The organism is Lactiplantibacillus paraxiangfangensis (assembly GCF_036246185.1).
Classification (GTDB): domain Bacteria; phylum Bacillota; class Bacilli; order Lactobacillales; family Lactobacillaceae; genus Lactiplantibacillus; species Lactiplantibacillus paraxiangfangensis.
This window is the reverse complement of record NZ_BTPW01000015.1, coordinates 17,557-30,873: the sequence shown is the minus strand read 5'-3', so window position 1 is coordinate 30,873 and position 13,317 is coordinate 17,557. Positions and strand designations below refer to the sequence as shown.

The 13,317-nt window shown below is 48.7% G+C and carries 9 protein-coding genes and 1 other annotated feature; of the genes, 2 read left to right on the top strand and 7 right to left on the bottom strand.

Features of this window, described 5'->3' with window-relative positions; all coding sequences use genetic code 11:
* Nucleotide 1: 1 nt before the first annotated feature.
* On the bottom strand, nucleotides 2–1,120 hold the full coding sequence (locus tag AAA939_RS09475; protein WP_338207775.1) for an exonuclease SbcCD subunit D: 1,119 nt from the start codon (nucleotides 1,118–1,120) through the stop codon (nucleotides 2–4).
* 328 nt (nucleotides 1,121–1,448) lie between these two features.
* On the opposite strand from AAA939_RS09475, the gene AAA939_RS09470 reads away from it, so the two are divergent.
* Nucleotides 1,449–2,108: an MIP/aquaporin family protein gene (locus AAA939_RS09470; protein WP_272946836.1), complete on the top strand. Its 660-nt coding sequence runs from the start codon at nucleotides 1,449–1,451 to the stop codon at nucleotides 2,106–2,108.
* A gap of 69 nt (nucleotides 2,109–2,177) precedes the next feature.
* Here the strand turns inward: AAA939_RS09470 and AAA939_RS09465 are convergent, their stop codons facing one another.
* Nucleotides 2,178–3,914, bottom strand: coding sequence for an ABC1 kinase family protein (locus AAA939_RS09465; RefSeq protein ID WP_338207874.1), 1,737 nt, complete (start codon nucleotides 3,912–3,914; stop codon nucleotides 2,178–2,180).
* A 152-nt stretch (nucleotides 3,915–4,066) separates the two neighbouring features.
* Nucleotides 4,067–4,322, top strand: a binding site (T-box leader).
* 65 nt (nucleotides 4,323–4,387) lie between these two features.
* Between AAA939_RS09465 and brnQ the strand changes: the two genes are divergently transcribed.
* On the top strand, nucleotides 4,388–5,782 hold the full coding sequence (gene brnQ, locus AAA939_RS09460; RefSeq protein ID WP_338207774.1) for a branched-chain amino acid transport system II carrier protein: 1,395 nt from the start codon (nucleotides 4,388–4,390) through the stop codon (nucleotides 5,780–5,782).
* Between the two features lie 69 nt (nucleotides 5,783–5,851).
* Here the strand turns inward: brnQ and AAA939_RS09455 are convergent, their stop codons facing one another.
* From AAA939_RS09455 to AAA939_RS09435, 5 genes are all read right to left on the bottom strand, one after another.
* Complete coding sequence (locus AAA939_RS09455; protein ID WP_338207773.1) at nucleotides 5,852–7,891, bottom strand: beta-galactosidase; 2,040 nt, start codon at nucleotides 7,889–7,891, stop codon at nucleotides 5,852–5,854.
* A gap of 492 nt (nucleotides 7,892–8,383) precedes the next feature.
* Nucleotides 8,384–9,379 carry a LacI family DNA-binding transcriptional regulator gene (locus AAA939_RS09450; RefSeq protein WP_338207772.1) on the bottom strand — a complete coding sequence of 332 codons (996 nt, stop codon included), beginning with the start codon at nucleotides 9,377–9,379 and terminating at the stop codon, nucleotides 8,384–8,386.
* A gap of 24 nt (nucleotides 9,380–9,403) precedes the next feature.
* Entirely contained in the window at nucleotides 9,404–10,879 is a 1,476-nt protein-coding gene (locus AAA939_RS09445; RefSeq protein WP_338207771.1) for a UDP-glucose--hexose-1-phosphate uridylyltransferase, read from the bottom strand.
* Complete coding sequence (galE, locus tag AAA939_RS09440; protein ID WP_338207770.1) at nucleotides 10,879–11,883, bottom strand: UDP-glucose 4-epimerase GalE; 1,005 nt, start codon at nucleotides 11,881–11,883, stop codon at nucleotides 10,879–10,881. The genes AAA939_RS09445 and galE overlap by 1 nt, the downstream gene beginning before the upstream one ends.
* A gap of 36 nt (nucleotides 11,884–11,919) precedes the next feature.
* Nucleotides 11,920–13,098 carry a galactokinase gene (locus AAA939_RS09435; RefSeq protein WP_338207769.1) on the bottom strand — a complete coding sequence of 393 codons (1,179 nt, stop codon included), beginning with the start codon at nucleotides 13,096–13,098 and terminating at the stop codon, nucleotides 11,920–11,922.
* Nucleotides 13,099–13,317 lie beyond the last annotated feature (219 nt).

The window sequence follows — 13,317 nt, the reverse complement described above, 5'->3', positions numbered from 1 at the left end:
CTTAATCCTCCTTATTAGCTAGTTGCAGTGCCGTTTGCGCCCATTTTTGTTGCTGGTCCGTCAACGGTGTATCGGTGGCTTGTTCAAAAAATTGGTCCATCAATTCCATGGGATCTAGGTGCGGGTCAATTGTTGCTAACTCATCACCAGTTACGACCGGTCCACCCACCCGTTCTAGCTCGATCACGTTAGGGTAAACGTCCCGTAACGCCTGCATGACGTTAGGAATCACCCGCTGGTCAGTTAACTGAATTGCTAAATAATCATTCACGGCTTGTTTCTTATAAAATTCCGGTGACGTTAAGTCTTCAAACGCCCCGGTTAGGACGCGCACATCGCGTAATGGCTTGAGTGGTTTGAACGTTAATTTGAACGGATCAGTGTCGACGATCCAAACGCCCTTTTGCTGGTTTGCTTCAGAGACTGAAAACTTCAACGGCGACCCACTATAGCGAACCCGGTCTGCGTGGAGGGCGTCCTTACCGTGCAGATGTCCTAAGGCAACGTAGTCAAAATCAGCTAGGTCGCTGACAGGAATCGCATTGAGTCCCCCGACCATCACTTGGGTTTCGGAATCGACGTGGCTACTGCCCGCAGCAAAAAAGTGCGCGACGAGGACGTGTTTCTTCGCTGGATCAAATTGAGCGCGCATCGCCGCCACGATTTTGACCATTGCGGCCTGAACCGTCCTAAGCTTGTCATCTTTAAAGTATTGACGTGCTTCAAACGGCTCAAAATAAGGGAGTAAGAAAAATTGGGTGTCTGGAAATTCAATCGGCGTGAACGCCTGACTGAGTTTCGTATTGAGGTAAAAGTCCGTCGCTTTAAACCACGAGCTCCCAGTCCGTAACCGGGGTGCGCTGTCGTGGTTGCCACTAATCGCCAATAACGGAAAGTGGTGCTTGAGGTTAAGGTCAACCAGCATGTTGCCCAACTGATTGACGGACGTTTCGTTCGGCACTGAACGGTCGTACAAGTCGCCCGCGATAACAACCGCGTCTACCTGCTCGTCAACAGCGATTTTTTTGATTTGTTCGTAAGCATCCTGCTGTTCTTCCACTAGGTCAAAACCGTGGAGTTTCTTGCCAATGTGCCAGTCAGCGGTATGTAAAAAACGCATGGGTGGTGCCTCCTAAAAGTTATTTGTTTCCATTATAAAACAGTTTCCGGTTTGTTTTGCCATCCGTTCCCTCAAAGTCCACCCACGTTTGATTGATTATTAAACTTACCGCGATTTAACGACCATGTTCATTGACGGTAACAAAATAGTTATCATTTAAAGACTTTTGAAACTTAAAATAACTGAATAAGTCTTACAAACGTAGCACCATCAAACCGTAATAATTGTTTTTCTCTTATTAGAATCATTATTTTTTTGAGCAAATTAAGTTTCACTAGTTAGAAAGTATTGTAAGATAACTTATGTAAGCAATTATTCTAAAAGGAGCGTGAGTACTATGCGCAAGTATTTTGCTGAGTTTCTCGGCACATTCATGTTAGTTTTCTTAGGGACCGCAACCGTTGTGATTGCAAAAGGTGACGTCCTCGCAATCGGGTTAGCCTTTGGGTTAGCCATCACCGTTTCGGCCTACGCCTTCGGGGGTATTTCCGGAGGTCACTTTAACCCCGCCGTTACAACGGCGATGTTAATCAACCGGCGGATCAACGTCGCTGACGCTGTCGGTTACGTGATTGCTCAGATTTTAGGGGCCATCGTTGCTTCTGCAGCTGTTCGCAGCTTCGTCAGTGCCCTTGGGTTAGCAACCAACGCCTTAGGCCAAACTGATTTTCCAAAAATCGGTGCCGGTATGGCGTTCTTCGTTGAAGCCTTAGCAACCTTCCTGTTCTTGATGGTCATTTTGAACGTGACTAGCAACGACCACGGAAATGGCGACTTTGCAGGCTTGGTTATTGGGATTACGTTATCCTTCTTAATCATTGCCACGTTGAACTTGACTGGTGGTTCTTTGAACCCAGCCCGTTCAATCGGTCCAGCTATCTTTGCTGGTGGCAGCGCCCTTTCACACTTATGGGTCTACATTCTTGCACCAGAAGTTGGTGCCATTCTTGCCGCTTTCTGTGCACGAGTACTTGGATCAGAAGATTAATTAGACAAAAAAAGCAGGTGACGGCAAACCGTCACCTGCTTTTTTTGTTTTCTATTTTGACCATTTCGCCTACTTGCGGCGCCAATGTTGATACCAGGAGTGCAAGGTCCCGATGACGAGTCCAATAATGACGACGACCGCGGTAACGTACCCGAAAATCCCAATGTTGGTAATCCAGCTATTATCAGGATGACTCTGAACGAGTAAGGACGAGCCCACGATCAGCGCAGCCAAAATAACGGACAAGACCACTTTATTGACCATTGAATCGATGCGGTCGATGAACATCTTCCGGTGTGAAAAGACAATGTTGACCCGCGTCTGACCATTTTCAAACGTCTCCAACGCGGCTAACAACCGTGATGGCAGTTTGGGCGTATCCCGCACACCTTGGAGCGTCGCCAATAACCCATCTTCCAGTTCATTGCGAAGGTTGAGATGCTCTTGCATGTACTTACGGGCAAACGGCCGGGCCACGTCTAACATGGACAGGTTCGGATCCAAAGTTTCAACAATACCTTCAATTGTGCCGAAGGCTTTTCCTAGCATGGTGACCGCCGGATTCATTTGGATATTATTACTACGGCAGACTTTGACCATTTCAAATAGTAGTCCTTGAAAATCAATGTCGCCAAGTCCCGAGTTATAATACTGGCCTAAAAACGGTGCTAACTCGCTGAAGAAGCCCTCTTCATCGACCGCCCCAGTCCGGTTTGAAATCGCCAGGATGGCTTTGCCGACCTGCCGGGTATCCTCCGTTGTCACGGCCACGATGACGTTTGCAATCCCGTTCATTAAAGACGGACTAATCTCACCCATCATCCCAAAATCCAAGTAGACTAAGCGGTACGGTGGTAACCGCCGCTTGCCGATTTTGCCACGGCGCTGCGGCACGGTGTCGTTATAACCGATGTCACCCGGTTTTAATTCACGCAATAAAATGTTGCCCGGATGGGGATCCGCGTGAAAGAAGCCGTCTTCAAAAACTTGTTTTAAGAAATTTTGTACCAACGTGTGGGCTAAGTACCGCCGTTCATCATCAAATTGCTGATTGCCTTCACGGTCCGCCTTGATCATCTTAGCCATGAAGTGTTGGATACTATCCCCCGGCATATACTGATTAACGAGGACCTTTTGGGTACTGTACTTAGCGTAGACCCGCGGAACTCGAATAATATCGTTCTGATTATTCAACCGGTAAAACCGGGACCCGTTGCGAACTTCGATATTGGTATCCAGTTCATTAAACAGCGACCGCTTAATCTCGCCAACCATTTCACGGAGATCCACGACCGATGACTCTGGAATGTAGCGCAACAGTGGCAACGCCCGCTCAAACAGCGAAATATCCAAGGCCACTTCAGCGTCAATGCCCGGGTGCTGCACCTTCACCACGACTTTTTGACCGTTCAGTAAAGTTGCGTGATGGGTCTGGCCCATCGAGGCCGACGCAAAGGGTTGGTGCTCAAAGGTGGCGAAGATCTCTTCCATCGGTTTACCCGTCTGCCGTTCGATCGTTCGCTGCACCACGTCGTAGTCGTCAGCTTTGACGTCGTCTTGTAATTTTTTAAATTCATTCGCAAATTCCGGCTTAACAATGTCCGTTCGTGCCGACAAAATTTGCCCAATTTTAATAAAGGTCGGTCCTAATTCTTCAAAGGCCACCCGCACCTGTTCTGGATTTTTCTGTCGAGCCAGGTTGCTTAAAACGTTGTAACGTCGCAACACGCCCACAATGGTACGAAAACGGGTGTGACGATTCTGATTTTTCTTCCACTGGGGTTGCTCACTGGTTTCTTCATCCATTTCAGTCACAAGGCGTCCCTCCTTCATCTATGCTATAAAACCTATTATCTAACATTCCCACCCAATTCGCACTAACTAACCGTAAGTTTTTCAAAAAGCATTGACAAACCACAACAACCGTTGTAGATTAAAGGCACATTAAAAAACGGTTAACAAACACGTTGATGAACAAAGTACGTTAGCAAAGCACGCTTAGAGAGTGTCGGTCTGGTGAAACGGCATCCTGCTTTCTTAACTGAAAATCAGTTCTGAGTGGCAGTGGCGAACGATTTAATTAGTTGCTGTTGGGTGCTCCCATTATCGAGCCCGGGTATCACGAGTGGCCGGCCACTCGCCGTACCTGTTAAGGCGGTCCGTAGCAATACGGCCGTAAAGCTAAGGTGGTAACGCGTGTTAAACGTCCTGGTTTCTGAGTCTAACTCAGAAAGCGGGACGTTTTTTTGTTTAACCCAAACCTATAAGGAGTCTTTTATATGCTAGATAAAGTCCAAAAACGATCTTTAACCAAACGTGATTACGTCACCTTAAGTTCCATGATTTTCGCCCTCTTCTTTGGTGCGGGTAACCTGATTTTTCCCCTTCACCTCGGCCAATTAGCCGGGAGTCACTGGGGCATTGCGACCGTCGGCTTCTTAGTTACCGCCGTTTTATTGCCATTATTATCCGTATTAGCCGTCTGCGTCACCAAGTCAAAAGGGGTCTACGACATTGGTAAACCGCTTGGCGCTACCTTTGCCGTCGTCTTCATGGTGCTCATCCACTTCACCATCGGTCCATTTTTCGGAACACCCCGGACCGCGACAGTATCGTTCACCGTTGGCCTGGCACCGTTCTTCCCTGCCAAATACCAATCATTGGCATTACTTGCTTTCTCAGCAGCCTTCTTTGGCCTCGCCTACTACCTCTCCATTGAACAGAGTAAAATCATGGCGCGGGTCGGTAAGTTACTCAATCCACTATTTTTATTACTATTAGTCGCCGTTTTCGCCGTTGCGTTTAGCAGTCCCTTAGCTCACGCCGGCAACACTAGCGCCACCGCCGCTTATCAAAGTGCGGGCTTCGTCAACGGTTTCCTAGAAGGTTACAACACGATGGACGCTTTAGCCGGCCTCGCTTTAGGGGTCACCATCGTTACCGCCGTTAAATTCATGGGCCAAACCGACCCGAACAAAGCGGCTTGGGTCACTGCACGGGCTGGATTCTTCTCCATGGCATTTGAAGGCCTCATCTACACTTTCTTGATCCTACTTGGCGCGCAATCATTAGGTCTATTCAAAGTCTCAGCTAACGGTGGGGTCGCCTTTGACCAAATCGTTAACCACTACATGGGTTCCGTTGGTCAAGCAATCTTAGCCGTATTAATGATCACGACTTGTTTAACCACTGCGATTGGACTCGTTGCGGCCTTCGCTCAAGACTTCCACAAACACTTTGGCTTCTTGAGTTACAAAGCATGGCTACGGGTCACCTGCCTGGCTTCGTTTTTAACGGCTAACGTAGGCTTGAACCAAATCATCGCATGGTCTACACCAGTCTTGATGTTCCTCTACCCACTGGCAATGGCCCTGATTTTCCTATCGATCCTGTCACCACTGTTCCACAAAGCAAGCGTCGTTTACGTCTGGGTCGTTGTCTTTACCGTTGTCCCCGCCGTCTTCGACATGGTAGCTGCTTTCCCAGCAGTCGTTAGCCAAAGCGCCTTAGGACAAGCGATGGCCCACGTACAGAGCTACTTACCACTGGCCAGCAGCGGTATGGACTGGTTAGTCCCAGCCTTAGTTGGGGCCGTATTTGGCACGGCGCACTACCTCCTGTTATCACGTAAAAACAGCGTGGTCACGGATTTAGACGCACCACTCAAACATTAAAAATATAACCATTTAAAAAATCTCCCAGTCTCAAAAAGCTGGGAGATTTTTTGTTGCTTATACTTCAAACTAGCTACGGTAAACTTTCACACCGTACCCGGCAATCGCTTGGGTGCCCTGTTCCGTTTGCCCCGTTAACGCGTTCGTCAACGGCGTCGTAACGGTCACGAGCGTTGGTTCATGGCTGTAGTTGATGACAAAGTAGACGTAGGTGGTGTCATTTTCACGCACTTGAATGGCCACCTTAGTCGTCTTCTTTTGAATCGGCAATTCTGCTTGTAACTGAAGGCGCTGAGTCAACTGGTGGTAGAATTTTTGCAAAAAGTCCGCGTCCGTCCGACAAGCCACGTAATCGGCTTGCCCGCGGCCTAATTGGTTACAAGTAACCGCCGGCGTATCCGCATAGAAGTCGGCACCGTAAGTCCCCAATGCTTTGGCCGTCGTCAGTTGCACAAGGTCGCAGTAATCCCGCACCGCGTATTTTTGATTAAAAATCCGCAGTGAATTGCGCTGACTAGGATACAAGGTATCGGTTTCCGTCACTTTTAACCCGTACGTCGTGATCAAGTCTGCCATCCCGGCCCCTTGATAAGCCAAAAAGTCGCCGTCCACGACGCCACTAATATAAGTTCCAACGAGGTGCCCCCCGTTTTGAACGTAGGCTTTGAGTTTCGCCGCGAATTCTGGCCGCATCAAAAAGTGCATGGGGTCGATCACGAGCTGATACGGTGTTAAGTCGTCGTTAACGCCGACAAGTTCTACCGGAATATCATGTTCCCAGAAGTACCGGTAATGGTCCTGAATCGTCTTCCAGTAATCCTTGCTTGCGTTGGCGTAGGTGCGCGCATCCGCTAACGCCCACATGTTATCGTAATCAAAGACGATTGCCACCTTAGCCACTTTGCGGTGCGTATTAACGACACCCTTCAGTTGGTTCAGCTGTGTACCGAGTTGGGCGACATCCCGAAAAGTCCGGGTCTGCGTCCCACCGCGATTACTAATGACGGCGCCGTGAAACATTTCCGAGGCACCGCGCGATTGATGTAATTGGAAGTACATAACTGAATCGGCGCCGTGTGCGATTTCTTGCAGACTCGCCATGGTGTGCATCCCGGGACGTTTTGCGTGGTTAAACTGGTGCCAGTTAACTTTGGACGGCGTATTTTCCATGATCAAATAGTTTTGATGCTTGAAACTCCGCATCGTATCGTTCATCAAGCTCGTCTTCATCGCAAGCTGTTCCGTAGATTCATAATCATTACCCCAGTTCGGGTACGAATCCCACGAAACGACGTCCACGTGCTGGGCAAATTCTTGATAGTCTAAGGCGTCAAAAACGTCGGATGTTGGCGGATTACCGCCCATAAAGTTGGTTGTCACCGGAATATCCGGGTTAACCGCCCGTAATGGGGCCACTTCCGCATCGAAGAAATCAATCGTCTGGTCCGTCACGAACCGACGCCAATCTAAATTCAGTCCGGTTACATTTTGGTCACCCCGTGGCGAGGGGGCTTCGATCTGAGCCCAGTCCGTGTACTCATGACTCCAAAAAGCACCCCAGTAAGCGTGATTGAGTGCTTCGAGCGTCTGGTATTTAGCTTGGAGCCACTTCCGAAAGGCCGCCTGGCACAAGTCACAATAGCACGCGCCACTGTATTCATTGGAAATATGCCACAAGACGAGATTTTTCCGGTGTCCGTAACGTTCCGCTAACTTCTGGTTCATTTGGTGGACCTTTTCCCGGTAAATTGGCGACGTGTAACAGTGATTATGGCGTTCGCCAAACTGATTACGTTGCCCATCTTCACCAACCCGCAGGACTTCCGGGTACTTGGCCGCTAACCAGCGGGGCCGGGCCCCACTAGGCGTTGCCAAAATAACATTCATCTTCTGGGCAGCCGCCCGGTCAAACATTTCGTCCAGCCACTCAAAATGATACTCACCTTCCGCCGGCTCCAGTCGGTCCCAAGCGAATACGCCTAATGTAACCGCATTCAATTTTGCGTTCGCGAAGGCTTTAAAGTCTTGATCAATTACGTCCGGCTGATTTAGCCACTGATCAGGATTATAGTCGCCGCCGTGCAAAAATTCCTTGTTTTTAAAGCTCATTTCATCCACCCCTAACCTTTTCTAATTGTCTAAATGTTGAAAAATCTAAAATGAATATCAAAGTCATCACAATAGCAGTGTTATTCATAAATAATCCGATCTATCAGACAGAACTGCTGACTGATATTGCCGATACAATCCACCAATTCTGCCCGTCTGCGTTAAACATGGCTCTTCCGTTATCGATGCGCTAAATTTATTGAATAATCGGAGGTCGTCACTGATGATATCGGTCGTGAAGGTGGTCTTAGTCCGGTGATTTTTCCGGACTTAGACCACGGACGGTCCGGGATAATTGCGCATTTTGCAAGTGTTCCGGGCGAGGGGCGAGACCGCTCTTTGGCTCGCCCCGGTCCCACGACCGATGCCATCAGTGACAACCGGACTAGCAGTCTAAATACTGATACAACCGCGTTCAAGTCTATCTTTCACCTTTTAGATTATTCCAAAAAATGCTCCCCTACTCGCTAAAAGTAGTTGGAGCATACTTTTTTATTTGGTACTGTCGCGTTCAACTAGACTAGTGCCAAGTTCAACCCGTTGGACCGTGGTCCGGCCTTCTAGTCGGCTCATAATCAAGTCGACTGCGGCCGTGCCCATGAGCTCCGTGTCGACGTTAACCGCACTTAATTCTGGGTAAACGAACGTTGCGAGTGACGTGTTATTAAAGCTAAATAGCTTAACGCGCTCTGGAACTTTAATCCCCGCAGATTGGAGGGCTTTAAGCGCCCCGGCTGCCATCGGGTCATTGGCAACGAAAAAGGCTTCTGGTAGCTTGTCGCCCAAAGTCGTGATGGCTTTTTTCATCATTTTGAACCCGGATTCACTCGTATAATCGCCCTTGAAAACGACCTTCGGATTATAGGCGTGTCGGCGTTCCATTGCTGTTCGGAAGCCTAACATCCGCCGATCGACAACTTCAAGTTCATGGTCGGTCGTCATTTCAGTCCCGTGAATAAACCCGATATCGTGAATATCACGACCCCAGAAATAGTCGACAACTTTTTCCGTGGCGGTCCGAAAGTCCGTGACCACGCTATCAAAGCCACTGTCAAATTGATCATCATCTACAAAAACGAGGTTGTCCGTAATGGTGGCCATGTTATAGACCTGCTTAGGGCTAAACTTACCAATCGCAATGATGGCATCGACATTGGTGTCCAGTTTCCGGACGTTGTTTTGGAAAATCCGCGTCACTTCGAACTGGTGCTGCTGGCCACGCCGTTCAATGCCCATTCGAATGGACATATAGTACAGGTCATCTTGTTCTTTGGATTCCGAATACCACTGAACAATGGCGAGTTTTTTGCGTGCAATCGGCGTCGACCGCCGCTTGCTCTTTGAATATTGAAGCTGTTCTGCTACCTCAAAGATTCGCTGGCGCGTTTCATCGCTAACGGAGAGTGACTGGTCCTTGTTCAAGACCCGTGATACCGTTGCGAGTGACACACCCACTTCTTTTGCAATATCTTTTAACGTTGCCGCCATTCAATAGGCCCCCCTGATTCATAACTAGTTAGATGACGCTTTTTTGACAGCGGTCACGAAGCGGTCAAATGCCGCTAAACCAGTGTCATTCCACTTGAAGACGCCCGCGTCTGCTAATACGCGTGCAAAGACGCGACCGACTTCACGGTCCAAAATCGTCGTCACATTATCATCATTAAATTCATATTTTGCCTGCAGTACATCCGCCCATGGCTGGTGCATCGCTACCATATGATTATGCCGACCTAGCAAGTATTTTGCAACTTCACTTAATTCAACCTTGAGCCGTGCGGGTAAAATGGCGCGCCCCATGACTTCGATCAAACCAATATTTTCCTTCTTAATGTGTTGGACATCCTGATGTGGATGGAAGATACCGTCTGGAAATTCAGAAGACGTCTGGTTATCGCGTAAAACCAAGTCCATAACGTACTGGTCGCCCACTTTACGGGCAATCGGCGTTGTCGTGTGGTGGCGCGTTGAGTCCGTGTAGGCTCGCACATCTACGCTTTCATCCGAATAGTCTTTCCAAACATTATGCACCTTCGTCGCCGCGTTCACTAATGCGGTGGCGTCAGGACTGCTCAACCGTAACGTCGACATCGGCCATTTAACGATTCCGGCGGTGACACCAGCGACCCCTAAGTCGACCGGTTTTACGACCGGAGCTTTCATCATTGGAAAGTCGTGACGACCCCCTTGATAATGCTCATGGGACAACATTGATCCCCCAACGATGGGGAGGTCCGCGTTACTGCCGACGAAGTAGTGTGGGAACTGTTTGATAATTTCTAATAAGTTAATGAACGTCTGCCGGTCAATCACCATCGGCCGGTGAACGGCATCTAAGAAAATTGAATGCTCGTTAAAATAGGCATATGGCGAGTACTGAAACCCCCACGGTTCCCCGTTGACCGTTAACCGAATGATCCGGTGGTTGCTCCGGGCTGGGTAGCCTAATCGACCCGCGTAGCCCTCATTTTCCATGCAGAGTTGGCAGAGCGGGTAGCCATTTTCCGGCTGGTTGCGTGCCGCCGCAATCGCTTTAGGGTCCTTTTCCGGTTTGGACAGGTTGATGGTAATCTCAAGGTCACCAAAATCCGTCGCCGTATTGAAGACCACGTTCTTCGCAATTGCCTTAGTCTTAACGTAATCGTTGGCTTGACTGAGTTGATAAAAGTAGTTCGTGGCCGTTTCTGGACTCACTTGGTACTTATCCCAGAAAGTTTGATTGACGACCGATGGCAACGGCGTCACTAGGTCCATGAGCTGATCACTCAAGATTTCCTTAGCGGACGGCGTGTCTTCGATTTGGTTATTTTGAATCGCGGTTTGAACCAGCGCCGTGACTAAACTATCTAGGTCACTGCCAGTTGTGGCCACACATGGGCCTTCACCGACCAGTGCTAAAACGTGGTTCGTCACGTAAATTCGGTCCATGGCGGTGTATGCCGATGGTGCCGCAATGACGGCATCTACAAACTGTTTTAATACTGACATTATGCTTGGCCTCCCCGATCATCGTAGCCGCGTGGATGGCTGGTCTTCCAATTCCAAGCGGTCTTAATAATCTCGTGCACATCATCGTATTGTGGCTGCCAGCCAAGAACCTTGCGCGCCTTATCACTGGCCGCAATCAAGGTACTCGGGTCGCCTGCCCGCCGTGGTGCCATGACGGCTGGAATTGGTTTTCCGGTCACGGTTCGCGCGGCTTCTAACATTTGCCGATTGGAAAAGCCCGTCGACGAGCCTAGGTTAAAGGCATCGCTATCGTGGCCCTGCTTTAAATATTCTAGGGCTAAGATATGCGCATCCGCCAAGTCGACAACGTGGACGTAGTCGCGAACATTGGTCCCATCAGGTGTCGGGTAATCGTCACCAAAAATTTGTAACTGGTCCCGTTCGCCCGCGGCCACTTGTAAAATAATTGGAACGAGGTGAGTCTCCGGATGGTGGTCCTCGCCAATACTGCCGTCTGGTTTAGCACCCGCGACGTTAAAGTAACGAAGGGCGACAAACTTGATGCCATAAGCGACGTCGGACCAATGCATGATCTTTTCCATCGCTAATTTGCTTTCGCCGTAAGGGTTGGTTGGCACTTGCGGGTCAGTTTCTTTAATTGGCACCCGTTCAGGCTCGCCGTACGTTGCTGCCGTCGACGAGAAGACGATCCGTTTGACATCGTGTTTAGCCATCACTTCAAGGAGTTTGACCATTCCCGTCGTGTTGTTGTCAAAATACTTCAACGGATTTTTCATAGATTCCGGAACGACGGAAAACGCCGCAAAGTGCACGACGCCTTCAACATCTTCTTGATCAAATACGTCATTCATAAAATCAACGTCGCGGACGTCACCCTCGTAAAAACGGGCTTGTGGGTTGATGGCGGCTTGGTGTCCCGTGACTAAATTATCGACCACGGCAACGTCGTAACCCTTGGCAATCAACCGATCAACTGCATGGGAGCCGATATATCCGGCGCCCCCTAAAACTAACACTGCCATTTAAAATGTACCTCCACGTTCAATTAATCTCTCAAATTATGCTTCTAAATTCGTTAATTCCCGGGGTCCGTCCGCGATTTCTGCAATGTAGAAATCCGCAGCGTACCCAATGGCCGCTTCGTAAATCCGGCCAACGTTTTGCTTGAAGGCTTCGACTGCATCTTTATCCACGATGGCAATCGCACAACCCCCGAAACCAGCACCGGTCATCCGTGCGCCTAAAACACCCGGTTGTTCCCAAGCGGCTTCGGCCAAGGTATCCAATTCTTTCCCAGTAACCGCATAATCGTAATGGAGCGAAACGTGGGAAGCCGTTACTAACTGGCCGAACGTCGTCAAATCATTGACGGCAAGCGCCTTAGTGGCCCGAATCGCCCGCTGATTTTCAAACACTGCGTGACGGGCCCGGCGAATCAAAGTATCATCATTGATTAAGTAGGCCGCTTGGTCAAAACTCTGTTCGTCTAAATCACCCAGTGAATTGATATCCAACTTCTTCTGTAGACGGGCTAACGCCGCTTCACATTCTGAGCGCCGTTCGTTGTATTTTGAATCTTGCAATTCACGCCGTTTATTCGTATTCATGATGACAATTACGTTATTGCCGAGTTTAACCGGCGCGTATGAATAAGCCATCGTGTTCGTATCGAGTAAAATCGCTTGGTCTTTCTTTCCCATGCCGACCGCAAATTGGTCCATAATGCCAGAGTTAACGCCGATGTAGTCATTTTCAACTTTTTGACCTAGTTTAACGAGTTCCAACTGACTCACCGTTAAGTTAAACGTACTGCGTAGAATCGTTCCCATTAAGAGTTCGATCGACGCCGATGAGGATAATCCCGCACCATCCGGCAAATTACCGTGAACAAAGAGGTCAAAACCATGTTCGAAGCTCACACCACTCTTGGCTAACTCATACATCATGCCCTTAGGATAATTCGTCCAACCGGCAGACTTCTGATAGTCCAAGTCGTTAACGTCAAACGTGACGATGCCTTGATCAGGAATATTAGCGGAGTACATCCGGACGACGTTATCCGTCCGGGGGGCGTAAACGCCGTAAGTCCCAATGCTAATTGCGCATGGAAAGACGTGCCCGCCATTATAGTCAGTGTGTTCACCAATTAAATTAATCCGACCAGGTGAAAAGAAAACCCGACCCGATTCACGATCAAAGATAGTTTTGAATTCTTGTTGTAAGTTAGCGACTTCCATAGTTGGAACCTCCATGTTCACTTTACTAAAATTTTACTAAATTAAATGTAAGCCTTTTCATATAGTTTGTCAATCACTTTTCCGGAAAGCATTGGTTAATCGTTAAATCCGCGGTGGGACCAGAATCTAAGTCACTTTCCAATACCACGATTAAATCCTATCACGTGATAAGTGAATCGGCATAGATCAAAATATTTTTACAACCGTTTTGATATTGTG

Bases quoted from the DNA above. Each gene is read 5' to 3' on its own strand.
- AAA939_RS09450 (WP_338207772.1), bottom strand. From the start codon at position 9,379: ATGGCGGCAACGTTAAAAGATATTGCAAAAGAAGTGGGTGTGTCACTC.
- AAA939_RS09435 (WP_338207769.1), bottom strand. From the start codon at position 13,098: ATGGAAGTCGCTAACTTACAACAAGAATTCAAAACTATCTTTGATCGT.
- brnQ (WP_338207774.1), top strand. From the start codon at position 4,388: ATGCTAGATAAAGTCCAAAAACGATCTTTAACCAAACGTGATTACGTC.
- AAA939_RS09445 (WP_338207771.1), bottom strand. From the start codon at position 10,879: ATGTCAGTATTAAAACAGTTTGTAGATGCCGTCATTGCGGCACCATCG.
- AAA939_RS09465 (WP_338207874.1), bottom strand. From the start codon at position 3,914: ATGGATGAAGAAACCAGTGAGCAACCCCAGTGGAAGAAAAATCAGAAT.
- galE (WP_338207770.1), bottom strand. From the start codon at position 11,883: ATGGCAGTGTTAGTTTTAGGGGGCGCCGGATATATCGGCTCCCATGCA.
- AAA939_RS09475 (WP_338207775.1), bottom strand. From the start codon at position 1,120: ATGCGTTTTTTACATACCGCTGACTGGCACATTGGCAAGAAACTCCAC.
- AAA939_RS09455 (WP_338207773.1), bottom strand. From the start codon at position 7,891: ATGAGCTTTAAAAACAAGGAATTTTTGCACGGCGGCGACTATAATCCT.